This window comes from Stappia sp. BW2 (genome assembly GCF_008107695.1).
GTDB lineage: Bacteria > Pseudomonadota > Alphaproteobacteria > Rhizobiales > Stappiaceae > Roseibium.
Map to the genome: position 1 here is coordinate 728,034 of NZ_VIRG01000066.1, position 22,531 is coordinate 750,564.

General features: G+C 59.9%; 20 protein-coding genes. 14 read left to right on the forward strand and 6 right to left on the reverse strand.

The genetic code is table 11. The features are described from left to right. The first annotated feature begins 20 nt into the window (after window positions 1-20). The 7 genes from FMN63_RS14860 to FMN63_RS14890 all read left to right on the forward strand — a co-directional run bounded on the left by FMN63_RS14860 (window position 21) and on the right by FMN63_RS14890 (window position 6,322). Window positions 21-662, forward strand: a complete 642-nt coding sequence (locus FMN63_RS14860) for a precorrin-8X methylmutase (RefSeq protein WP_148585592.1) — start codon at window positions 21-23, stop codon at window positions 660-662. 1 nt (window position 663) lies between these two features. Then, entirely contained in the window at window positions 664-918 is a 255-nt protein-coding gene (locus FMN63_RS14865; protein ID WP_148584722.1) for a hypothetical protein, read from the forward strand. Continuing rightward, complete coding sequence (cbiE, locus tag FMN63_RS14870) at window positions 915-2,129, forward strand: precorrin-6y C5,15-methyltransferase (decarboxylating) subunit CbiE (RefSeq protein ID WP_148584723.1); 1,215 nt, start codon at window positions 915-917, stop codon at window positions 2,127-2,129. Before FMN63_RS14865 ends, cbiE begins: the two co-directional genes overlap by 4 nt. Next, window positions 2,126-2,851: a precorrin-2 C(20)-methyltransferase gene (cobI, locus tag FMN63_RS14875; RefSeq protein ID WP_205514037.1), complete on the forward strand. Its 726-nt coding sequence runs from the start codon at window positions 2,126-2,128 to the stop codon at window positions 2,849-2,851. The genes cbiE and cobI overlap by 4 nt, the downstream gene beginning before the upstream one ends. Continuing rightward, the gene (cobJ, locus tag FMN63_RS14880; RefSeq protein ID WP_148584725.1) at window positions 2,821-4,743 is read left to right on the forward strand and encodes a precorrin-3B C(17)-methyltransferase; all 1,923 of its coding nucleotides are present in this window, start codon (window positions 2,821-2,823) and stop codon (window positions 4,741-4,743) included. Before cobI ends, cobJ begins: the two co-directional genes overlap by 31 nt. Next, window positions 4,740-5,513: a precorrin-4 C(11)-methyltransferase gene (cobM, locus tag FMN63_RS14885; RefSeq protein WP_148584726.1), complete on the forward strand. Its 774-nt coding sequence runs from the start codon at window positions 4,740-4,742 to the stop codon at window positions 5,511-5,513. The genes cobJ and cobM overlap by 4 nt, the downstream gene beginning before the upstream one ends. Window positions 5,514-5,692: 179 nt before the next feature. Then, entirely contained in the window at window positions 5,693-6,322 is a 630-nt protein-coding gene (locus tag FMN63_RS14890) for a class I SAM-dependent DNA methyltransferase (RefSeq protein WP_148584727.1), read from the forward strand. Here the strand turns inward: FMN63_RS14890 and FMN63_RS14895 are convergent. Then, window positions 6,319-7,638, reverse strand: a complete 1,320-nt coding sequence (locus FMN63_RS14895) for a cobyrinic acid a,c-diamide synthase CobB (RefSeq protein ID WP_148584728.1) — start codon at window positions 7,636-7,638, stop codon at window positions 6,319-6,321. The two genes, FMN63_RS14890 and FMN63_RS14895, sit on opposite strands and share 4 nt — an antisense overlap. Then, window positions 7,628-8,506 carry a uroporphyrinogen-III C-methyltransferase gene (gene cobA, locus FMN63_RS14900; protein WP_148584729.1) on the reverse strand — a complete coding sequence of 293 codons (879 nt, stop codon included), beginning with the start codon at window positions 8,504-8,506 and terminating at the stop codon, window positions 7,628-7,630. The genes FMN63_RS14895 and cobA overlap by 11 nt, the downstream gene beginning before the upstream one ends. A 130-nt stretch (window positions 8,507-8,636) precedes the next feature. On the opposite strand from cobA, the gene FMN63_RS14905 reads away from it, so the two are divergent. Further along, the gene (locus FMN63_RS14905) at window positions 8,637-9,731 is read left to right on the forward strand and encodes a cobalt-precorrin-5B (C(1))-methyltransferase (protein ID WP_148584730.1); all 1,095 of its coding nucleotides are present in this window, start codon (window positions 8,637-8,639) and stop codon (window positions 9,729-9,731) included. Beyond that, window positions 9,721-10,482, forward strand: a complete 762-nt coding sequence (locus tag FMN63_RS14910; protein WP_148584731.1) for a cobalt-precorrin-6A reductase — start codon at window positions 9,721-9,723, stop codon at window positions 10,480-10,482. Before FMN63_RS14905 ends, FMN63_RS14910 begins: the two co-directional genes overlap by 11 nt. Here FMN63_RS14910 and FMN63_RS14915 read toward each other — a convergent pair. After that, complete coding sequence (locus FMN63_RS14915) at window positions 10,479-11,267, reverse strand: WecB/TagA/CpsF family glycosyltransferase (protein ID WP_148584732.1); 789 nt, start codon at window positions 11,265-11,267, stop codon at window positions 10,479-10,481. The two genes, FMN63_RS14910 and FMN63_RS14915, sit on opposite strands and share 4 nt — an antisense overlap. A 164-nt stretch (window positions 11,268-11,431) precedes the next feature. After that, entirely contained in the window at window positions 11,432-12,046 is a 615-nt protein-coding gene (locus FMN63_RS14920; protein WP_148584733.1) for an LbetaH domain-containing protein, read from the reverse strand. Between the two features lie 343 nt (window positions 12,047-12,389). On the opposite strand from FMN63_RS14920, the gene FMN63_RS14925 reads away from it, so the two are divergent. From FMN63_RS14925 to FMN63_RS14940, 4 genes are all read left to right on the forward strand, one after another. Continuing rightward, window positions 12,390-13,610: a glycosyltransferase gene (locus FMN63_RS14925; RefSeq protein ID WP_148584734.1), complete on the forward strand. Its 1,221-nt coding sequence runs from the start codon at window positions 12,390-12,392 to the stop codon at window positions 13,608-13,610. Next, window positions 13,607-14,926, forward strand: a complete 1,320-nt coding sequence (locus tag FMN63_RS14930) for a glycoside hydrolase family 5 protein (protein ID WP_148584735.1) — start codon at window positions 13,607-13,609, stop codon at window positions 14,924-14,926. Before FMN63_RS14925 ends, FMN63_RS14930 begins: the two co-directional genes overlap by 4 nt. 175 nt (window positions 14,927-15,101) lie before the next feature. Continuing rightward, on the forward strand, window positions 15,102-16,406 hold the full coding sequence (locus FMN63_RS14935; RefSeq protein WP_148584736.1) for an O-antigen ligase family protein: 1,305 nt from the start codon (window positions 15,102-15,104) through the stop codon (window positions 16,404-16,406). A gap of 142 nt (window positions 16,407-16,548) precedes the next feature. Beyond that, window positions 16,549-18,897, forward strand: coding sequence for a GumC family protein (locus tag FMN63_RS14940; RefSeq protein ID WP_162530047.1), 2,349 nt, complete (start codon window positions 16,549-16,551; stop codon window positions 18,895-18,897). 39 nt (window positions 18,898-18,936) lie between these two features. Here FMN63_RS14940 and FMN63_RS14945 read toward each other — a convergent pair whose 3' ends face one another. Next, entirely contained in the window at window positions 18,937-20,730 is a 1,794-nt protein-coding gene (locus FMN63_RS14945; RefSeq protein ID WP_148584738.1) for an alpha/beta hydrolase, read from the reverse strand. A 174-nt stretch (window positions 20,731-20,904) separates the two neighbouring features. Here FMN63_RS14945 and FMN63_RS14950 point away from each other — a divergent pair, with 174 nt between their 5' ends. After that, a complete protein-coding gene (locus FMN63_RS14950; RefSeq protein ID WP_148584739.1) occupies window positions 20,905-21,813 on the forward strand; it encodes a glycosyltransferase family 2 protein in 909 nt (302 codons plus the stop codon). An 8-nt stretch (window positions 21,814-21,821) separates the two neighbouring features. Here the strand turns inward: FMN63_RS14950 and FMN63_RS14955 are convergent, their stop codons facing one another. After that, the gene (locus FMN63_RS14955; protein WP_162530048.1) at window positions 21,822-22,502 is read right to left on the reverse strand and encodes a polysaccharide deacetylase family protein; all 681 of its coding nucleotides are present in this window, start codon (window positions 22,500-22,502) and stop codon (window positions 21,822-21,824) included. Between the last annotated feature and the right edge of the window lie 29 nt (window positions 22,503-22,531).

Here is a 22,531-nt window from a genome sequence, read left to right on the forward strand (position 1 = left end):
CTGCCGTGAGCACCGAAACCATGCCGTCCTACGACTACGAAAAGGACCCGACGGCGATCTATCGCCAGTCCTTTTCCATCGTACGGTCGGAAGCAGAGCTGTCTCATCTTCCCGACGGGCTGAAACCGGTGGCGGTGCGGCTGATCCACGCCTGCGGCATGACGGACCTGCCGCAGGATCTGGCCTGGTCGGAAGATTTTCTGTCGGCTGCGCAAGACGCCTTCGCGCGGTCCGTGCCTGTGTTCTGCGATGTGGAAATGGTGGTGCATGGTCTCATTCGCTCCCGTCTTCCCGCTGGCTGTGACGTGGTTTGCACCTTGAACGACCCCACGGTTCCGGCACTTGCCAACAACCTAGGCACGACGCGTTCTGCCGCTGCGGTGGAGCTGTGGCGGGACAGGCTGGAAGGCGCCGTTGTTGCCGTTGGCAATGCGCCGACAGCCCTCTTCCACCTGCTTGAAATGATTGCCGCCGGCGGGCCAAAACCGGCGCTGGTTCTGGGCTTTCCCGTCGGCTTCGTAGGTGCGGCCGAATCCAAAGAAGCCCTGATCTCCAATCCCTTCAAGCTGCCTTTCCTGGCCGTGCGGGGCCGCAGGGGCGGATCGGCCATGGCTGCGGCCGCGGTCAACGCGCTTGCCGCCGGTCTGCCGGAGGAAGCGTAAGATGGCGGCGGATGTCCCGAAAGACGATCAGAAGTCACCCGGATTGAAATCCGTGGGTGGCAAAAAGCCTCTGCGCTCGCGCGGGTTCCTGTCCCAGCCGAGTGGCTCAGCGAAGGCACCAGCTGAAGGCAGTGGCGATCAGCCGGTCCATCATCGCTCGCGCGGCGCCCGGCAAGTGTCGCAAAGCAGTGACGGCAAACCGCAAGATCTTTCGGTAAAACCGGTGATCAAACCGTATCGTCTGGAGGACAAATGACCTCCGGCACCGACAACCACCCCTGGCTGACGCTGGTCGGCCTCGGCGAAGATGGTGTCCTGGCCCCCGGCGGCAAAGAAGCGCTGGCAGGCGCTGATATCGTTTATGGCGGCGCCCGCCATCTGGAACTGACGGGTGGGATCACCGCCGAGAAGCGAACCTGGCCGAGCCCCTTTGCAAGCGTCTTCAATGATCTGGCTGAACTCAGGAATACGCGTGTCGCCGTGTTGGCGACAGGCGATCCCATGTGGTTCGGCATTGGCTCGTCCTTGCTCAAACATTTTGATGCACGCGAGCTGATCGTGCTGCCGTCACCGTCGGCCTTTCAGCTGGCAGCGGCGCGCATGGGGTGGGCGCTGCAGGACACCGACTGCCTGTCGGTTCACGGCCGCCCTGTCGATCTGCTGAGGGCCTCACTTTATCCGGGAGCGCGGATGCTGTGCCTTACCAGCAATGCGGATTCGCCCCGTCAGGTGGCGGATCTTCTGGCTGACGAAGGGTATGGACGCAGCCGGATGACTGTTCTGGAGCATCTGGGCGGCACCAGGGAGCGGCGCGCCGAAGGCACCGCTGAAAACTGGTCTGCCGAGGTTGCCGATTTTCACACGCTGGCGCTGGAAGTCATTGCCGACCCGGGGCTGCGGTTTCGCGCCCGGACACCAGGCCTGGCGGATGACGCCTTTCGTCATGACGGCAAGATGACCAAGCAGGACATCCGCGCCATCACGCTGGCGGAATTGAAACCGCATCCCGGCGCTCTTCTTTGGGACATTGGTGCGGGCTGTGGTTCCATTGCGATCGAATGGTTGCGCGCAGCGGACCGAACCCGGGCCATCGGCCTGGAACCCCATCTTGAGCGGCGGCAGATGGCGGCTGAAAATGCCATGGCCCTTGGCGTTCCGCAGCTGAAACTGCTGGATGCCAGCGCTCCGGAAGGCCTTGAACATCTGCCGCAGCCGGATGCTATCTTCATCGGCGGTGGCTTGACGTCGCCCGGCGTGGTCGAGGCTTGCCTTGCCGCACTCGGCCGAGGCGGACGGCTGGTCGCCAATGCGGTGACCCTGGAGAGCGAAGCCATACTTCTTTCCGCCTATCAGTCTCATGGAGGCACCTTGAAGAAAGTTTCCGTTCATCGGGCAAGCGCCATTGGCGGCTTGACCGGTTGGCGCCCATTGATGCCCGTGACACAGTGGAGCCTGACCAAATCATGAGCGGCACTCTCTATGGCATCGGTCTTGGCCCGGGCGACCCGGAGTTGATGACCCTCAAGGCTCACCGGTTAATCGCCAGTGCCCAGGTGATTGCCTACCCAGCGCCGGATTCCGGCGAAAGCTTTGCCCGATCGATTGCTGCTGGTGCGATCCCCGACGGTGTGCGGGAGATCCCGATTGTCGTGCCAATGCGGGTTGACCGGTTTCCGGCTCAGGAGATCTACGACAAGGCTGCCGACGAAATCGCCGCCGTTCTGGCAAGTGGTGAGGATGTCGTAACCCTGTGCGAGGGAGATCCCTTCTTTTATGGCTCCTTCATGTATCTGTTCGAGCGGCTTTCCGATCGCTTTACCATCGAGATCGTGCCTGGGGTTACCTCGCTGACCGCCTGTGCGGCTCAGCTCAGGCGGCCGCTCACGGCACGCAACGATGTGCTCACCGTTATTCCCGGTCCGCTTCCGGATGCGGAAATCCGCACCAAGATCGAAGAAGCCCAGGCAGTTGCCATCATGAAGGTTGGTCGGCACCTGACGCGGCTGAAGGCCCTTCTTTCGGACATGGGCCTGCTGGAAAAGGCCGGTTACGTGGAACGTGCCAGCCTGCCGGAACAGAAAGTGCATCGGCTGATCGATCTTGAGACCGATGCTGCCCCCTATTTTTCCATGATCCTCATCTACAAGGGAGACGAAGCGTGGACGCTTCCCCCATCCTACTCGTCCTGAACCAGGCCGGTCTTGCCGCTGCTGAAGTCATCGCCAGACGGTTTTCAACCGCTCGCATCCACGGGCTTGCCGGGCGTGTGCCGACGGCGGACACACAGTTCAACGAAACCATCGACCATATTCGCCTGCTGTTTCAGGCCGGGCATCCGATTGTCGGCTTCTGTGCCAGCGGCATTCTGATCCGGGCGCTTGCGCCGATCCTGTCCGACAAGACAAGCGAACCGCCGGTGCTCTCTGTGTCAGAAGACGGCAAGAGTGTTGTGCCGCTGCTCGGCGGTCATCGCGGCGCCAACGAACTGGCCAAACTGCTGGCGACAGCGCTTGGCGGAACTGCTGCCATCACGACGGCAGGCGACACCAAACTTGGCGTGGCGCTGGATGTACCGCCCCGCGGCTGGCGCCTTGCCAACCCGGAAGATGCCAAGCCGGTGATGGCCGAATTGCTCTCCGGTGCGCCGGTGCGTCTTGAAGGCCGCGCCGAATGGCTGAGAGAGGCAAAGCTGCCGCAGGCCGACGATGCCGCAATCACGCTGTCGGCAACCGAACACCCTGAAGAGGGAGGTCCGACACGGCTGGTGTATCATCCGCAGCGCTATGCGGTCGGTGTCGGCTGTGCGCGCGGTTGCTATTCTGCCGAGCTGATCGAACTGGTGGAGACCGAACTCGCGGCAGCCAACATTGCCAAGGGCGCGGTTGCCTGCATCGCGACCATCGACCTCAAAGCCGATGAAGCCGCAGTCAACGCACTGGCTGAGCATCTGGATGTGCCATTGCGCGTCTTTTCCTCCGAAGACCTTCAGCGCGAGACACCCCGGCTGAAAAACCCGTCTCCTATCGTCTACAAGGAAGTCGGCTGTTACGGCGTTTCGGAAGGGGCAGCCCTTGCCGCGTCCGGCGCGTTCGGAACGTTGAAGGTCGAAAAGCAGAAAACCGAAAACGCGACCTGCGCCATTGCACGGTCACCGAAGTGGATCAACACCGACGCGGTTGGCCGCTCTCGCGGGCACCTGTCGGTTATCGGCATCGGCCCGGGCAAGGACGACTGGCGCACACCGGAGGCCACCAAACTTCTTGCCGAGGCCACTGACGTTGTCGGCTATTCGCTTTATCTCGACATTGTGGACCAGCACATCACCGGCAAGACCCACCACAATTTCCCGCTTGGCGCGGAAGAGGACCGGGTGCGCTTTGCCCTGGAAGAAGCCGGCAAGGGCAAGAACGTCGCTCTGATTTCCTCCGGCGATGCCGGCATCTACGCCATGGGCTCGCTGGTCTATGAGCTGTTGCACCGGAACGAGGAATATGGCGGCGTGTCCGCTGCCGCCAAGCGCGTCAGCGTTACCAACGCGCCGGGCATATCGGCCCTTCAGGCCTGCTCGGCCCGTATTGGCGCGCCGCTTGGCCATGACTTCTGCGCAATCTCGCTGTCCGACCTCCTCACCCCGTGGGAGGTGATCGAAAAGCGCCTGAAGGCAGCCGCCGAGGGTGATTTCGTGATTGCCTTCTATAACCCGGTTTCCAAGCGCCGCCGCACACAGCTTGCGGCCGCAAAGGAAATCCTGCTGGAACACCGCTCGGCAGCGACACCGGTTATTCTCGGCGTCAATCTCGGCCGTCCAGAAGAAACCATCCGTGTCACCAGCCTGCATGCGCTCAGCGTCGACGATGTCGATATGCTGACCACCGTCCTGGTCGGGTCAACCAACACACGCACGGTCATGCGCGGCGACGGCAAGCCGTTTGTCTATACGCCGCGCGGCTATGCCAAACGGATCGACGCGCTGAAACCGGCTGAAGCGGCCGAGACTGCGCCCCCGCCACCGGCTACGCCCCGGGTGGAAGACGTAACGCGCGACATTTCCGACATTCTCGAAACGGATGACAAATCATGACCGTTCATTTCATTGGCGCCGGACCGGGCGATCCGGATCTCATCACCGTGCGCGGCCTGAAGCTGATCCAGTCCTGTCCGGTCTGCCTTTATGCAGGTTCGCTGGTGCCGGAACAGATCGTCGCCGCAGCCCCCGAAGACGCTCGGGTTCTCGACACAGCCCCGATGACGCTTGACGACATCATCGACGAGATCAAAGCCGCTCATGAAAAGGGCCAGGACGTCGCCCGGGTTCATTCCGGCGACCCCTCCATTTATGGCGCAACCGCGGAACAGATGCGCCGGCTGGACGCGCTCGGGATTGATTATGACGTCACGCCCGGCGTGCCGGCCTTTGCAGCGGCGGCCGCCGCACTCAAGACCGAACTGACAATCCCGGAAGTTGCCCAGACCATCATCGTCACTCGCACGGCGATGAAATCCTCGGCCATGCCGAACAACGAGGACCTGGACACGCTCGGCAAAAGCGGCGCAACCCTGGCGATCCACCTGTCGATCCGGAATCTGCGGGAAGTCGAGCGCCAGCTGACCCCGCATTACGGCGCCGATTGCCCGGTGATTGTCGCCTATCGTGTCGGCTGGCCGGATGAGGCCTTCATCCACGGCACGCTGTCGACGATTGCTGCGGAAGTGCGCGCCGCCAAGATCACCCGCACGGCGCTGGTCTTCGTCGGCCATGCCCTGAAACCTGCTGCGGATTTCCGCGACAGCGCCCTTTACGATGCCGACCACGTGCATGTTTTGCGCCCGAAAAAGAAGGCAAAGGCCTGACGAAACGGCGAAAATATAGAGCTTAGCGACCTTCCACGGCCTGTCGCTCTCGGTAATCGGGAGGTCTCGGAATGCTTTGCAGGTTTCTCGAGCGATGGTTTGCCTGACCGTGAGCGGTCATTTGCATCGCGTTCCTGCCCTCGCCTAGGGTGAGGACTCAATTCACACAGGAGCGCGCCATGCACGACGAAAATCCACTTCTGAAACAGGCGATTTCTCTGACCGGCGAACCCGACGCCATACGCGACTTTTATGCGGATTGGGCAGACACCTACGACGACGATCTGCTTCAGGCCATCGGCTATGTCGGTCCCAGGATTGCAGCCGAAGCCCTGGTTGAGCGCGTGTCGGAAACAGCCCTCGTGCTGGACGCCGGCTGCGGCACTGGTCTTGTCGGGAGCGAGCTGAAAAGTCGCAATTCAGCCCTGACGATTGACGGCATCGATCTGACACCGGCGATGCTGGAGCATTCGCGCAGCCGGCGGATCTACCGCTATCTGTCCCAGGCCGACATGATGGGCCCGCTCTCCAGCATTGATGACAACGTTTATGACGGCATCGTCAGCGCAGGCGTCTTCACGAATGGCCATGTGGGTCCGAAAGGGATCGACGAACTGCTGCGCATCGCCAAGCCGGGTGCTCCCATCGTCCTGACAGTGCGCGATAGCGCCTGGGAAGCCGACGGCTTCAAGGCCAAGGTCGAGAAGCTGGAAAAGGACGGCAAGACAAGGACGCTGGCGATCATCCACAGTCCCTATCACACCAAGGAAGACGTCTCTTGCGAGCTGGTCGTGCTTGAAGTGGTTTAGCTGAGAGCGATAACATGGGCAAAGGAACCCATGACCGATCCGGCGCGCAGTCCCATGTGCTCCAGTTCCGTTCCCTCGGCATCTTCTGCAGAAAACAGCCGTTTCGCCTCGCCTTCCGACACGATCGAGGCGTAGTGGAATTCATGGGCGGTTAGCGGCCCTTGCCACGGCAGGCCACCCAGCGGTGTGACTTTCCGGTAGCCGAGATGACGCTTGCGGGTCTGGAACGAGGTTTCCAGCGGTAACAGACCCAGCATTTCATGACGGGAACCTTCGGCGTCAACCAAGCCTGTGCCAAGGGTCATGTAACCGCCGCACTCGCCATAGATCAGCGAACCTGTGCTGGCAGCGTTCAAGATACCCGCTCTGAACGTATCGGCTGCGGCAAGCTTTCCGGCATGAAGCTCCGGGTAGCCGCCGGGCAGAAAAACTGCGTCGGCATCCGGAGCCGGCGCCTCATCGGCCAACGGCGAGAAAAAGTGGAGCTCCGCCCCCTCTCGTTGCCAGAACTCCAGCATATGCGGATAGGAAAAGGCAAAGGCGACGTCCCGGGCAATGGAGATGCGCTGACCAAGCGGCACAGGCAGGTTTTCTGCGGCAGCTTCTGTGGCCGCAACAGGTGCAGCCAAATCGTTCAGGCGGTTCAGATCGATCTGCCGGGCGTAAAGGGTACCAGCCCTTTCCAGAAAGGCCTCCAGATCCGGATGTTCGCCTGCCTGGACAAGACCCAGGTGGCGTTCCGGCAGGACAAGGTCCTCCGATCTCGGCAAGGCCCCCAGAACGTCGATCTCAAGTGGGGCCAGAGCTGCGCGCAGCATGGCTTCGTGACGTGGACTGCCGACCCGATTGAGGATGACCCCGGCGAGGTGAATATCCGGCCGGAAGCTTTGAAAACCATGAACCAGCGCTGCGACAGACTGGGCCTGTTTGCCGCAATCGACCACAAGGATCACCGGCAATTGCAGGGTGGCGGCAAGATCGGCCGCCGAGCCCTTGCCGCTGGCAGCACCATCGAACAGGCCCATGGCCCCTTCAACCACCAGAACGTCGTGCCCCGCCGCCTGACGGCTTGCGAGCGACCGCAGCGTTGCCCGGTCCATCGCCCAGGCATCCAGGTTGATGCAAGGCGTCCCGCTGGCTGCTTCATGGAATTTCGGATCGATATAGTCCGGGCCCGATTTGGCTGAAACCACGGAGCGCTCGGCAGACTTCAGCGCGTGCAGCAGTGCCAGTGTCAGTGTGGTCTTGCCGGCCCCGGATGACGGGGCCGCGATCAACACGCCTCTGGCATTGACCTCGGCAGTGTCAGCCCGCATCGGCAGTACGGTGCGAAACGCGAATACCTAGCGGATCACTGTCCAGCACCTTGCCGGACAGCGCACCGAGCCAGTCGAGGCCCTTGCGCAACCGGACGACTTCTCCGACACACACAACTGCCGGAGGTTCGATGCCTGCGGCCCTCGCTTCTTCAGCGCAGCGGCCAAGCGTGGTTTCCAGAACATCCTGGCCCGCAAGAGACGCATTGCACACGATACCCACAGGTTCATCCACAGATCGTCCACCGGCAATCAGTTTGCCGGCTATCGCGTCCAGATGCTTCATCGCCATATACATGACGATAACCGGAGAGCCCTTGGCGATCCCGTCCCAGTTGATCGCATCGGGCGTGAGGCCCGTCTGGTCATGGCCAGTCAGGAAGGTAACCGCCTGATTGCAATCGCGGTGTGTTGCGGGAATGCCCGCATAGGCAAGACCGCCGATACCGGCGGTAATGCCCGGGATGATCCGGAACGGCACGCTGGCTTCGACCAGACCGAGTGCTTCCTCGCCGCCCCTGCCGAAGACGAAAGGATCGCCCCCCTTCAGGCGCAGCACGCGTTTGCCCTGACGGGCGTAATCGATCAGCTTCAGCGTGATGTCGCGTTGCTTCGGGCTTGGCTTGCCGCCGCGTTTGCCGGCATAGTCCGTCACCGCACCGGGTTTGACCCAGGCAAGAATGCTCTGATCGACAAGGGCATCAAAGACCACGACATCGGCCTGACGCAGGCCATTGAGCGCGTGCAGCGTCAAAAGGCCGGGATCGCCCGGCCCCGCACCTGCAAGCCAAACCCAGCCGGGCTCGAACACCGGAAGGCCTCCCGGCACGCCCTCTGGCAATCTGTTGTTGTCGTCGTTACCAATCATGGTTCCTGTTTACCCGTGTGGCCCGGCGACGCCAAGCGCTTCGGCGATCAAAAACGATGCGAAAACGACATTTCATCGCGCACATAAACTAATATGCACAAAGCGGAAATTGATCGTCTATAGAAAGAGCATGTCGAAGGAAGAGCCAAAAGAGCTGCGGCGGGGCTGGACGACGGGAGCCTGTGCGACGGCAGCTGCCAAGGCAGCGTACCAGGCCCTTTTGACCGGCGATTTCCCGGATCCGGTCGAGATCACCCTGCCCAAGGGGGAAACGGCTGCCTTTGCCCTCACCCGGCACACGCTTTCCGGAAAATCTGCGTCCGCCGCCATCATCAAGGACGCGGGGGATGATCCCGACGTGACCCATGGCGCTCTGGTCAGCACGACGGTCAGCCTGATGCCTGAGGGCACTGGTGTGCTTTTCAAAGCAGGAGACGGTGTCGGCACTGTCACAAGACCGGGCCTGCCGATCCCGCCAGGAGAACCTGCCATCAATCCGGTTCCACGCCAGATGATGCGAGCAGCAATCGAAGCGGTTGCCCAACAGCACGGTGGTGCTGGCGATGTCGAGATAACCGTCTCCATCGAAGGCGGACAACAACTGGCGCTCAAGACGATGAACCCCCGGCTCGGTATCCTGGGGGGATTGTCCGTCCTGGGCACGACCGGCATCGTCCGGCCCTTTTCCTGTGCGGCCTGGATCGCCTCCATTCACCGCGGGATCGATGTGGCCCGCGCTGTTGGTCTTACCCATGTGGTTGGCGCGACTGGCGCCAGTTCCGAAGACGCGGTGAAGGCCCGTTACGATCTGGACGAGACCGCCTTTCTCGACATGGGCGATTTTGCCGGTGGATTGCTGAAATACCTGCGCAGCCATCCGGTCGACCGGCTGACCCTTGCCGGCGGTTTCGCGAAATTCACCAAGCTGGCACAGGGGGCACTCGATCTTCATTCCGCCCGCAGTTCTGTCGACTTTGCGTTCCTGCAGGACCTTCTGCGTCAGGAAAAAGCTTCCGAGGCCCTGATCGAGCAGGCAGCTTCGGCCAATACGGCCAAGGAGGTGCTGGATGCGTCGTTGGCCGCCGGCATCGATCTCAGCGGCCCGCTTGCCCACCGGACGAAAACCGCCGTTCGCCAGATCCTGCGCGATGCCCCGGTGGATGTGGAAGTGTTGATCACCGACCGTCAGGGCCAGGTGCTGGGAGAAACCGGCTTTGACGGCTGAGGCCAAACATATCCTGCTGCTTGCCGGGACAAGTGAAGCCCGGCAGCTTGGCAAAAGTCTGGCGGATGCCTTTCCGGAAAACCGCCTGACAGCTTCTTTTGCCGGGGCAGTCCGCGACCTGCCCGATCTTGGTGTGCCCACCCGGGTTGGTGGCTTTGGCGGCGTCGAAGGATTGCTTGCCTTTCTGCAGCAAGAGAACATTTCGGCAATTGTCGATGCGACTCACCCCTTTGCTGTCCAGATGAGCCGCAACGCCGCCGAAGCTGCCAAGACGCTCAACATACCCTTGCTGCGTCTGGAACGGCCCGCCTGGCAGCCTGATGAAAACGACCGCTGGACACATGTCCTGACCATGGACCAAGCGGCCAAAGCCTTGCCTGCCGGTGCACGTGCCTTCCTGGCCATTGGCCGCAAGGAGATTGAGCGCTTTACCCATCGCACCGATGTTTTCGGTCTCGCCCGGATGATCGAGCCTCCGCCGAATCCGTTACCAACGTCCTGGGAGTTGCTCCTCTCCCGTCCGCCGGCTTCCGCCGCGCAAGAAATCTCGCTGTTTCGGGACAGGAACATCACTCATGTGGTGACGAAAAACAGTGGTGGCAGCCGGTCCTTTGCCAAGATCGAGGCAGCGCGGTTCCTGAAGCTTCCCGTCATCATGATCGCACGGCCGACGCTTCCCGATATGGAAACGGCGCCGTCTGTTGCAGCGGTCGTTGACCGGTGCAGGCAGATCCTTGCACGCGGAGACTAGCGCGAGTTGCCGGATCGGGAGAATCTGATTTTCATCAGCGCAAACAGAAAGCGCGGAATACCGATCACGTACCTGCGGAACAGGCGGCGCGGCTCCTGAATCAGGCGGAACAGCCATTCCAGACCGACGGCCTGGACGATCTTCGGAGCACGGACAACGGCACCCGACATGAAATCGAAAAGCGCCCCGACCCCGATCGCGACCGGTACGGACAAAGCAGACCGGTTCTCCACGATGAAATTCTCCTGCCGTGGATTGCCCATGGCGACCAGCAGCAGATCCGCATTTGCGGCATTGATGCCCTCGCACAGGCCGTCAATGTCTTCCTGTGAGAAATATCCGTCGCGGTACCCGACCACATGATGTTTCGGATAGGCCGCCTCGATATGCTCCTTGGCGCGTCGGACCTGCTCTTCCTTTGCGCCAAGCAGATAGATCCGCAACGGCATACCGATGTTGGCCAGAATACGCGGGATGAGGTCCGTACCGTTCAGATTTTCAGGGAACGGTTTTTCATTGAGAAGCTTGCTTGCAAGACTGATACCGATACCGTCGTTCAGGAGTGTCATTTTCTGAAGCGTTGCGGCGTACTGCGGGTCGTCCAGAGCATGCAGCAGCGTATGGGCGTTGCAGATGGCAATATCGAGCTTCCGGCGCTTTTGCACGGCCGACTCGACAAGTTGGATCGCATCTCGGGAGCAAAGACGCCCGATGGCAAACGGACCAATCGCGGTTGCTTCGATCCGGCTCCCCAGCAATTCACTTTCGAAATCTTTCGCCAGCATCCCGATCCCTGTCTCACCAATGTGCCCGTTCCGTTCAAGTCAGCGGCGAGCGCATTCGAGACATACCCGATTTGTCTCTAAGCAGTTGTAAACATAGCCGTTAGAAAGTGCGTGCTTACTTATTTTAATTGGAACGCAAGGTAAACTTGTTTCAACTGAAAAAATCAATCAGAAGTTTCCAAAGGCTCGCGCCATCCCCGTTTCGGCACGTCGTTGCGTTCAAACCGCTGCCGCTCCTTGAGCGGTTTGGCGGGGTTGCCGGCGTAAACTGTCCAGGGAGCCAGATCCTTCACCGTCACCGCACGCGCTCCCAGAACCGCCCCCTCGCCGACGCGGACACCGGGGCCAACAAAGGCTTCCGCGGCAACCCAGCTATAGGCTTCCAGAACGATAGGCTTTGCGATCAGCAGGAACTTGTCGTCGTTGATGTCATGGGTCCCGGCGCAGATGTGCGCACGCTTGGAAACCACACCGTACCGGCCAATGGTGACCGGGCCCATGTTGTAGATATCCGCACCATCGGCGATGGCGGCGAAGTCTTCCAGAATCAGATTGCGCGGATGCCAGATCCGTGCGGATGGAGCGACATAGACCCCCTGCCCGACGGTTGCCCCGAACTGGCGCAGCAGCCACCGTCGCCAACCGTGAAAGGGCTGCGTCCAGGACGCCAGAAGAAACCAGACGATCCCCCAGAGAATTCGGACTAGCCTGTTCTTCAAGCCGAAGCTTTGCGCGCCAAGCGCTCTGGCATCCCTGTCTTCTTCACTCCGGTCCGGCATTCATCGTCCTCCGTTGCAGTTTCCTTCAGCAATTGGCTGGCAAGACGCGCTCCGCACCTCATAAGGATCGGGACATCGCCTGAAGGCCTGCGTGCCGGCAATGTGCCGAACCGACGTTTAAAGTTAGTTATTTTTATCGATTGTTCGTTACGTAAACGTGGCGAATGGCGTTCTCGAGCACCAGGGGCAGTGTCATTCACTCTTTATTGAAACGTGATGATGGAAGTTTGCCCCGGAATTGAGGATCAAACAGGCGGACGGGCCGCCTTTCGCCTTGTTGAATTCACAATCCGATGTGCGCGGTGTAATCGTTCTGCCGCCGAAGTTCGCCGCAGGGGAAACTATGGACACACGGACTGAATTCTCTGAAGCGGATACCGCAGCGCCGCTCATCCTGCATCTGAGTGCCGATTATCCAAATCCGCAGCAATTTCACCGCAGAACCACGGCGATCCAGCGTCTGGTTACGGGCGTGGACTTTGGCAGCCATATCGTTGTGACCATGGACAGGACCAGTCTGCCCTGGCAGGCGAGCTTCCTGGATTGCGGGAACGTCAAAGGTGTGCGGCTCTATTCATGCCGCTATTTCGGCCTGCCGATGGGTATCGGTCTTGCCTGGGCGATGCGCCGTGTCGCAAGGCTCGTTTTGAAGACGATGCAGCGCGAGCATGGTGCTCCCGCGCTCATCCATGCGCACAAACTGTCGTTTGAAGGCATTGCGGCCCTGTGGTTGGTGGAGCGTTTCGGACCGGATACGCGGCTGTTCGTTTCCGTTCGCGGCGAATCCGAGCGCAAGGTTTTGCTGTTCAAGCCGACCTACCGCAACCTGATGCGCCGCATTGCGGCACGTGCAGACAAGATCTATCATATCTCCGCCTGGTTCCGGGACACCTATCACCGGTATGTTCCCGAGCAACCGGGGAAGGAGAGACTGCTTCCCAACATCGTCGGCAACTCCACGAGCAAGGTGCCGGTCAAGGACCCGATCCCCAGGTTCGTCAGTGTGTTCGATCTGGACATGCGGCGGCGGAAAGGCATGTCCGACCTGCTGCAAGGCTTTGCCACCTTCAGCAAGGCCCATCCCGGCATCGGGCTGGATCTGATCGGGCCCGGCAGCCCGGAGGCGGTGGCGGCTGCGAAAAAGGAAATCGCCGACCTCGGGCTCGGTGGCAGCGTGCGGATCCTCGGCCCCATGGACAGCAAGGCCCTGTTCGAGGTGCTGCCAACGTATCTTGCCATGGCATTGGTCAGCTACAACGAGACCTTCGGAATGGTCTACCTGGAAGCACTTTTTGCCGGACTGCCAATCCTCTACGGCAAGGACACGGGCATCGACGGCTATCTGGACGACATTGATGTCGGCATCGGCGTGAAGCCCGGCGATGTTGCCGGCATTGCTGCAGGTTTCACCAAGCTGGCCGAAAAATCTGATCACTATCGCAACCAGATTGTGGCGAGCGAGCAAATCTTGCACGACCGGTTCAACCCTGCAATGATCCTGGAAAGTTACCGTCAGGATCTTGAAGCCAGTTTAAACCCCGATCAGCAACGGAGCGGTATGTGACAGCTAGAAAGCCAAAGCGCCTCTGGCCCAGGCTAACCGCGATTGCTTTTGGCGTGGCCGTCCTCACTTTTGCCGCCGGCTTTCTGTATCTGGACGAACGCCAGAATGCCGTTGCCGCCGGCGTCCAGCCAGCGCCGGAAATCACCGTCTCGATCCCCAAATTCAAGCGTGGCATCAACCTCTCCCGCCTGCAAAGTTTCGCCTTCCGCGACCCGGCTCGCCCGGGAAAATACCTCTGGCCACCGTTTCAGGGCGAGCTTTCAAAAGTCTCCGACGCCGAACTGGACCGGCTGAAAGCCCTTGGGTTCGACTTCATTCGTTTTCCGATTGATGCAGGCGTGTTTCTGGCTGCGACAGACAGCGAACGCCGCATTTTGCTGGACGATATGAAGTCCATCACCGTTCGCCTGCTGGATAGCGGCTTTACCGTGATGGTCGATCTGCACCCGGCCACTTACCTGACGGAGTGGGCCCCTGTCGACATTTTGAAGGACGCTCCCGGCCCGCGCTTTCAGGCCTACGCCGATCTGCTGGAAGATGTGGCCAAACGGATCCGCGATCTGCCGACGGACAAGGTTGCGCTGGAACTGATGAACGAGCCGCAGGGCGTTTGCTTCCGTGAGGACGGGCAAGATTGGTCGGTGTCTCAGAAACAGCTCTACGACAGGGTGCGCAGTGTTGCCCCAGATCTGCCGATTGTGCTGACACCGGGTTGCTGGCGTTCTCTGGAAGGCCTCGAATACATGAGCATGGATGGTTACGACGACAAGATCATCATCGACTTCCATTTCTACGAGCCCTTCCTTTTCACCCACCAGTCTCTGCCCTGGGTGCTGGACCCGTTGCGCTATATCGCCGGTCTCAGCTATCCGTGGACAGCGGGCAACGTGGAGATTGCAGCAGAGAGAACCCGGCAGCATATCGCGGCCCTGAAGGCGGCTGATGTCGACGTTCCCGATTATGCCTTCGACAAGGCGATGGACGTCGTCCGGGACTACTACAAACGCCAGAAACCCGACCGGGCCTTCATCGAAAGCCGGTTCGACACAATCTCGCAATGGGCGGACAAATACGGCATCGCCCCCGACCAGATCGTGCTTGGCGAGTTCAGCGCCATTCGTCCGCCGAAAGGACTTCGGGACGACGGCAGCCGGCTCGCCTGGATCAGGGATGTGCGCACCGTCGTGGAAGAACACGGCTACGGCTGGGCCCTCTGGGACTATTATGAAGGCTTCGGCCTGATGACTGACAACGTCAAGAGAACCGTTGAGCCGGGAATGGTCGACGCTTTGGGGTTGAACGCCGAGGCGTTGTGAGTCTCGCCTGCCAAACGAGTGTGGGTTGGGCCGGATTTTAAGTCGACTGTGCGAAAAGGCGGCTGGTAGATTGAGCCAGTGACAGCGAATCATGCCTAGTGACTGACTTGAAGGCTGAGGTCCGTTTGGACCGGAGCGCAGGTTCCGCAGTCGCAATTGATCTGGAGACTGGGATTTGACAGTTCACCCCGTTGAACAGTCCGGGCCACAGGCCGTGTTGCACAGGCAGACATTGCTGGACAGGATTTTCAACTGGATTCCCGTTCTGCTGCTCGCCTATCCGATGCTGATCAGCCCTTTCGTCCTGGTGTCCTCCGGCGGGTTGGATACCGCGGCAAACATCAGTGCTTCGAAATCCAACGCACTGAACCAGCTCTTCTGGATCGGCCTGTTTGGGCTGCTGGTCGTGTCCGCGGGGCGGCGGCTGCTCAACGCGTTCACGGTGCTTAGAAGCCCGCTCATCTGGCTTCTGTTTCTTTACCTGCTGCTCGCCGTCACAAGCGTGATGTGGTCTCACGCGCCCGGCATTGCATTTCGCCGTGTGGTCCTGCAGATCATCGTTGTGTTGAGCCTGGTGATTTCCGTCTCTTTTACGGATGACGCCCGCACCTTGCTCAGACGGCTCAGGCTGCTGATGAATACGGTCGTTCTGCTCAACGCGGTTGCTGTCGTCGTGCTGCCGCCGACGCCGATCGGGCACGCGGGCATCTATACCCAGAAGAACAATCTCGGTGCCGTGATGGCGCTGGCGCTGATGTTCAACCTCTACGGCTTTCTGATGTCGCGCGGACTGCTGAGGCGGTTCGGCATGTTGATCATCTCCGCCCTCGCCTTCGGCCTGCTCGTCCTCAGCCAGTCGAAAACGTCCCTCGGGTTGGCGGTTCTCATGCCGGCCATTGCCTATGTTGCGGTCGGCATGGCCTTTCTCTTCCGCATCAACGCCACGGTGCTGCTGATTTTCGGAGCCGTGACCGGGGCCGTTCTGCTGTCGTATCTATCTCTTCTCACAAGGTTCGGCTTTTCGGATCTGTCGCTGTTCCTGTTCAACGACGAGACTTACACGGGCCGAACCTTCATCTGGGCCTTCGTCCTGGACGTGATTTCGAGAGCCCCCTTGCTGGGCCAGGGCTATGCCTCGTTCTGGGCAACGGGGTCCGATTCAATTGCCTTTCGCGAGGCCCCGGGTTTCGTCATTTTGCTGATCCAGGCGCATAACGGTTATCTAGACGTCATGCTGGAACTCGGCATTGCCGGTATCTCGCTGTTGTTTCTTATTGTCCTGGCAGCTCTTTTCTCCGCGGCCCGGGTCGTTGCACTGGACACCAGGATCGCCTTTCTCTGCTATTCCCTCATGCTCTTCGTCATCTGTCACAACATGCTGGAAAGCAGCTGGTTCCGGTCGTTCTCCCTGAACTGGCTGATCTTTCTGCTTGCTGCCCTGCTCCCCCATGCGGTGATGCGGACCTGGAACAAGCAGTAGACCACCCGCTCCTGATCGAGCGAACAGCAGCCCTGCTCGCGTTGTCCGGGCATCGTAGTTTCGTGGTAAATTAGCAGTTCACTAACCATAAGTGCTTACAAGCTGTAAGGTGCGTGCGCGCAAGGAGAAAAGGTGACTTTTGGTGGACCCCAGACAGGTAGAAAATCAGGCTTACGATAGAGCGTCGGTTCAAGGCCGCGATGCCATTGCCCTGGACGTCCTGTCCATTTTTCAGGTCCTGCGCCGCCGTATCTTTCTGATCGCCGCCATAGCTTTTGTCTTCGCCGCCCTGACGGCAGCCTTCTCGTTGACCATCACCCCGATCTTCAGGGCGTCTTCGCAAGTTATGTTCGACCCGACAGTGCGGCAGCCGTTTGACGATCCGAACCGCCCCTCCCGATCCGGACCAGGCTCGGAAGTGATCGACAGCCAGATTTCGGTCATTCATTCCGACACGGTGCTGCGTCCCGTCGCCCGTGAGAACAACCTGGCCGAAGACCCTTATTTCGGCGAAGGATCGCCGAGCCTCCTGAGCCAGTTCAAAAGCCTGATCTTCGGCAAGACCAAGAAAGACGCCGAGACGCTTGAAGCGCAGGAAACCGCAGCGGTCGGCGCCCTTGCCGATGCAACGATCGTCAAAAGGGTTGGCCAAACCTTTGTCATCAATATTTCAGCGGAATCGCCTTCTCCGGTTCAAGCTGCCGTTCTGGCGAATTCAATTGCCGAAAGCTACCTGTCCGACCAGAAACGGCAGATCGATCAGGCCTCGGAAGAAGCAGCTACCCAGATCGATGACCGGCTGGTGGATTTGCGAGATCGTTTGCGGCAGGCTGAAGAAGCAACCCAGAAGTTCCGTGCAGCCAACAAGCTTCAGAACTCCGACGAAGGCTCTCTGCTGACGGGTCAGGAACTGACCGGGCTGAACGCCAGGCTGATCGACGCCCGCGCGGCACTCGCCGAAGCGACCGCAAAATACGATGAGATCCAGCGGGTGCTGAAAAGCGGTGTCGATGCGGGATCCATCGGTGACGTCGTCAATTCGCCAACGATCTCCTCACTGCGGCAGCAATATGCGACCGCTGCACGCACGGAAGCCCAGTTGATGGCCGATCTGCTGCCGTCGCATCCGTCAGTGGTGCAGGCCAGATCCCAGCTTACTCGGCTGCGCAATCTCATTCGTGACGAAATCAAACGGATTGCAGATTCGACGCGTATCGATGTTCAGGTCAATCAGGAACGGGTTTCCAGGCTCGAGCAGCAACTGGATTCCACGCGAAACCTCTCCGACGTCGATCAAGCGGCGTCGATCCAGTTACGTGAACTGGAAACGGAAGCTCAGGCCACCCGGCAGCTTTACGAGATCGCACTGAGCCGGGCCAAGGAAATCTCGCAGCTCGACCAGGTGGTCCTTCCCAACGTCCGCATCATTTCTCCGGCGATCCCGCCGGAAAGCCCGGTCTACCCGAAACGCAAGCTCATGGTCATTCTGGCCGGCATTCTGGGTCTGCTCGTCGGCACGATAATCGCGGTTGCCGGCGAAGCGATCCGCATTGCCAAAAAACATCTGCTGCCTGACTTCATGCAGACGCCCGAGCCCGCAATGGCCGTGGCCGGCCCTGTGCAACCGATGGCGCCAGTCGTCACGCAGGTCGATGCCTCTTACGACGCTCGCCCCTCATCGGAGCTGCCCGTCTCCCGGACGAGAAGCAAGCGCACGCCGTCCAGGCTGTCGTCCAACCCGGATCCTGAGCTGAAGGTGATCAGCCAGTTGCCCTGGCTGACAGAAACCGACGAAAACGGCAGCGTGCGTCCGCTCAGCTCCGACGCCATTTCTGCCGTGCAAGATGCGGTCGACCGGTATTATTCGGGCGAAAACGGACCCGGCTGGGCGTTCGGACAAGGTGTTGACGAGATCGTCTCGTCAATTCAGGACGCACCCGACCAAAATGGAACACGCATTGTGTTTCTCACCTCGCCGGCCCTAGGCCATGGCCAGACCATTGCGGCGCTCGCCCTTGCCCTGGCAGCGGCCCAGCGCGGATTACGCGTGCTCCTCGCCGACGGTGAACCGAAACAACGGATGCTCAGCCATGATCTGAGCCTGGACGACATGGATGATCTCGGTGCGACACTGCGCGAGAGGGTCGTCAACTATGACGAACTCGATATCGCCTTCCTCTCGCTGGTTTCGGGATTGCCGAAGTACAAGCACCACCGGATGAACATCCGCGAAGCCTTCGATTTCGCTGACATCGCCCGCGACTATGACCTCGTGATCATCGACGGCGTCGCCCTGCCGCAGCTAGCCGAAGACGATCCGCTTGCCGGTCTTTCAACGCACTTCCTTGTTACCGTTGCCGAGCGGGAAGAAGATCAGATCTCCATGCCGATCCTGTCTCGTGATCTGCTTACGATTGCAGAAGGCCGCCCCGCCGGTCTGGTGCGCACAATGACAGATACCCCGCCGCCCTCACGCCGCAAATACGCGTGACCCAGGCAGGCTGGAGTGTCACTTAGGCAGGCTGGAGTGTCACCTAGGCAATTTCGACCCGGGCAGGTCCGCGATGAACGCTTTCAATATGGCGAACATCCGTTGCCGGGCGTCAACCGGTGTCAGGTTGTGATCGGCATCCGGTAGATCTTCGATCCTGATATTCGGATAGGGTTTCACACCACGCCGGTCCGGACCGAACCAGTTGTGCAGTTCCAGGAGACCTCTGTCATTGTCGCTATAGACAAGACAGATCGGAACACCCCGCTGCCTGAGATGCTTCAGACGGCTGGACAGCACCTTGAACAGTCGGTGATGCCGCGAAAGGTTTCCAAGAACCGGTGCCAATTTCCGGTCGGCCTTGAGCTTCGAAGCCCGCAACACCTTTTTCATGGCCGATACGAGATTGATATCTCCGGACACGACACGTTTGAAGGTGTTCAGGTCGACCGCCTTGCGCCCGTAACTGGAGAGTGTCTGGATCGGTTCGCGGATGGCCTTGTCCACATCCTCGTCCGGGTCCCACACCAGCTTGCGCGGATTGACCAGGAAGGCGGCGTCGACACGTTCGTCGTCAGAGGCTGCCAGAAGGGCGAGATAGGCACCGCTGCAACGGCCGAACAGGACGATATTATCCGCTCCGGTACGGTTCTTCACGAAATCGACTGCGGCCCTGACATCATCACGCTGCTTGTCTGAGTAAAGAACCTGGCTTGGCTGGTTCGGCCAATAGCCACTCTCGCCGATGCCTGCCAGATCCATGCGCAGGACCGCACAGCCGTTTTCCGCGAGAGACCGGGCAAAGCCGACCGACATCCGTGCCCAGCCGATGGAATGATCGTAGCCGGAATTCAGGATTACGACTGCGGTTTTCACCTCTTTGCCAAGAGGGGTTACCAGCACACCGAAAAACATGTCATCCGGTCCGAAGCGCAGTGCTTCCTCCACCACGTCCGGCAACGGCTTCGACACGGCAGTCGCTTCAGCAGCAAGCGACTTCTGCAATTGTTCCGCGGGAAAATTGCTTTTCACCCAGGCGACGATCCGCTCAAGCGTTTGAAGTGGCGGTACGGACAACGTCGGGTCGGACACATAGTCCGCATAGCCCTCAAACGGCAGCCTCTCGACTGTCAGACCTGTCTCGGCAAAATGGTCTGCCAGTTTCAGATCGCCCGGATGGTCCTTGCGTTCCACCAGCAAGGTTTTCAATCCGGAGGGCAGTTCTGTCTTGAAGAGATTGATCGATTTGATTTCGTCTGCTGTTGCTGCCGACAGAACGAACCCGCCAGCCATCAGCCCACCCTTGGGGCCATCCGATGCACTGATCAGGAATGTTGGCTGCGTCATTGCGGTCCAGGCTGCCAGTTCGCGCAGATAAGCGCGGCCCTGAGCGACTGGTGCCAGAAGGATCTGGCCGGCAAACTCTCCGCTTTCGGCCAGAGTTGCAGCGAGACCAGCGCCGATCCCCTGCCCGATCACGACAACTCGATCCGGTTGCGCCAACCGTCTGAGTTCGGCAAGCGCCAGTGTCACGGAATTCCGCCAGGCGGACTTGTCGTCAAGATCCGCGCTGTCGCCGTGCGAGTTTGCTGTCGCCGGATAATCAAAGCGCAGACAGGGATATCCCGCTGCGGCCAGTTTTTCGCCAAGTATCCTGTAGCTCTTGCGCGAGCACAGCTCTTCATATCCCCATGGGCTGAGGATCAGGATCGCAGTGCTTCCGCTGGCTGGATGAAAACAGCCGGCGAGACCATCGAACGCGATCGGCACGGCCAACGGAGACGTTCCGGCAATCGGTGAAGCAGTGGAGGTATCGAAACCTTGCTGGTTCATGTCAGAAGCTGGCTCCAGCTAATCGGAGGATTGCAGGCGGTCTATCACACATCCGGCGCATCTTGCGTCATTTTCCTAAGCCATTGTTTAATAATACGGCAGGAACTTTTCGTGCATGAATGGGTGTTGTTACATCCCTTTGGCTTTTCCAACCTGCTTCGGAGCCCGGCCTGAATGCAAACTGTTTCCGTCGCCATCGCCAGCATCGGCCGTGAAACCCTGCTCGATACGCTCCGTTCCCTGGCTGCGGTGACGTTACCCGCCGGTAGGGAACTGAAAGTGCTGGTAGCCGACGATTCCAAAACCGGCGCTGCAACGAAACTCGTCACCAGCCATCCGGTCAAGTCGCTGGACGTGACCTGTCTCGCCGTTGCAAGTGGCAATATCTCGACGGCCCGTAATGCTTTGCTGGATGCCGCAGACGGCGCTTGGCTTATTTTTGTCGATGACGACGAATGGGTGGAACCCGACTGGCTGGTGAAGCTCTTCGACTGCCAGAAAGAATTCAACGCGGATGTGGTGATCGGTCCGGTGAAGCCGCACTATCCCGACAATACGCCCGACTGGCTGCGCCGGGCAAACCCGCTCTATACGGACTGGGGACACCGGGGCAAAAGGCTGTATACCGGACGCGGTGGCAATACTCTGGTGCGGGTCGATTTTGTGCGCGCCCTGAAGCTGCGGTTCGATGAAGCCTATGGCCGCACTGGTGGCGAAGACACCATCTTCTTTGCCCAGGCAGCCGAACGCGGCGCGCGTATTTTTGCCACCGACGATGCGATTGCCCATGAACACGTCCCGCAAGACCGTCTGTCGATGCATTTCATTCTCAGCCGGGCGGTCCGCGCGGGCCAGTCCTATGGCCAGATGCGCCTCGCCAGACATCCAGACCCTTTCTGGCATGTCTGTTTTGCATTGGGGGCGCTGGCAAAATGTGCGGTCACCGGATCGCTGGCACTTGCCTTCCGGCTCTTCGACAGGGCGCGCTCATTTCGGATGCGGCAAAAACTTTCGCTCAACATGGGAAAGCTGCGAGCCGTCTTCAGTCTGCCGCTGGCAGAACTCTACAAGAAGCCGAATTAACTCCACGCCTAGATCCGGTACCGGCCGCGGCGGGCCAGGGCATACAGCGAACTTCTGAGTTTCTGCTTCATCGACAGCCTCGGAGTGATATCCGTATCGGGATCAAAGCTTGCTGTCGGCGACCAGCGAGGACAAAACCAGGAGCCGCCAAAGGCCAAACCCGGGGTGCTGGTGTAAATGCGGCTGTACCCTGCATCTTTCAATCTATGGAGGACATTCTTGTCGAGGGCGCCAAAGGGAATGGCTGCTTCGGTGACGGGAAGACCAATCGTATCCTCGATTTTCTTGCGAGCGTCATACAGCTCCCGCTGAAATCCGGCTTCATCCAGGTTGCGCCAGTCGACGTGATCGTGACCATGGCTTCCGATGACCGATCCTGCTGCCACAATTTCGCGCATCTGGCCCGCACTCAGAAACCCGTCTGTATCAATCCGTCCGGCGAGTACAAAAAACCGGCCCTTGCGGCCAGCTTCAGTCAACGCGGGGAGACCAGTTTCAAAGTCCGACAGATTGCCGTCGTCAAAGGTGACTTCAATCGAGACGCCAAATTGCTGTTCAAGGTCCGAAAGACGGCTGATGGTGCGCCTGTAGGTTTCCACCGGCACATAATAATTGCGCTCGGCCGGGGTAACAGGTACCGCAGGGTCACCAATGCCGTGGAATGTCAGAACCTGCGTATGTGCCAACATGTTTTGCCGCTCTTGTTTGAACCCGATGC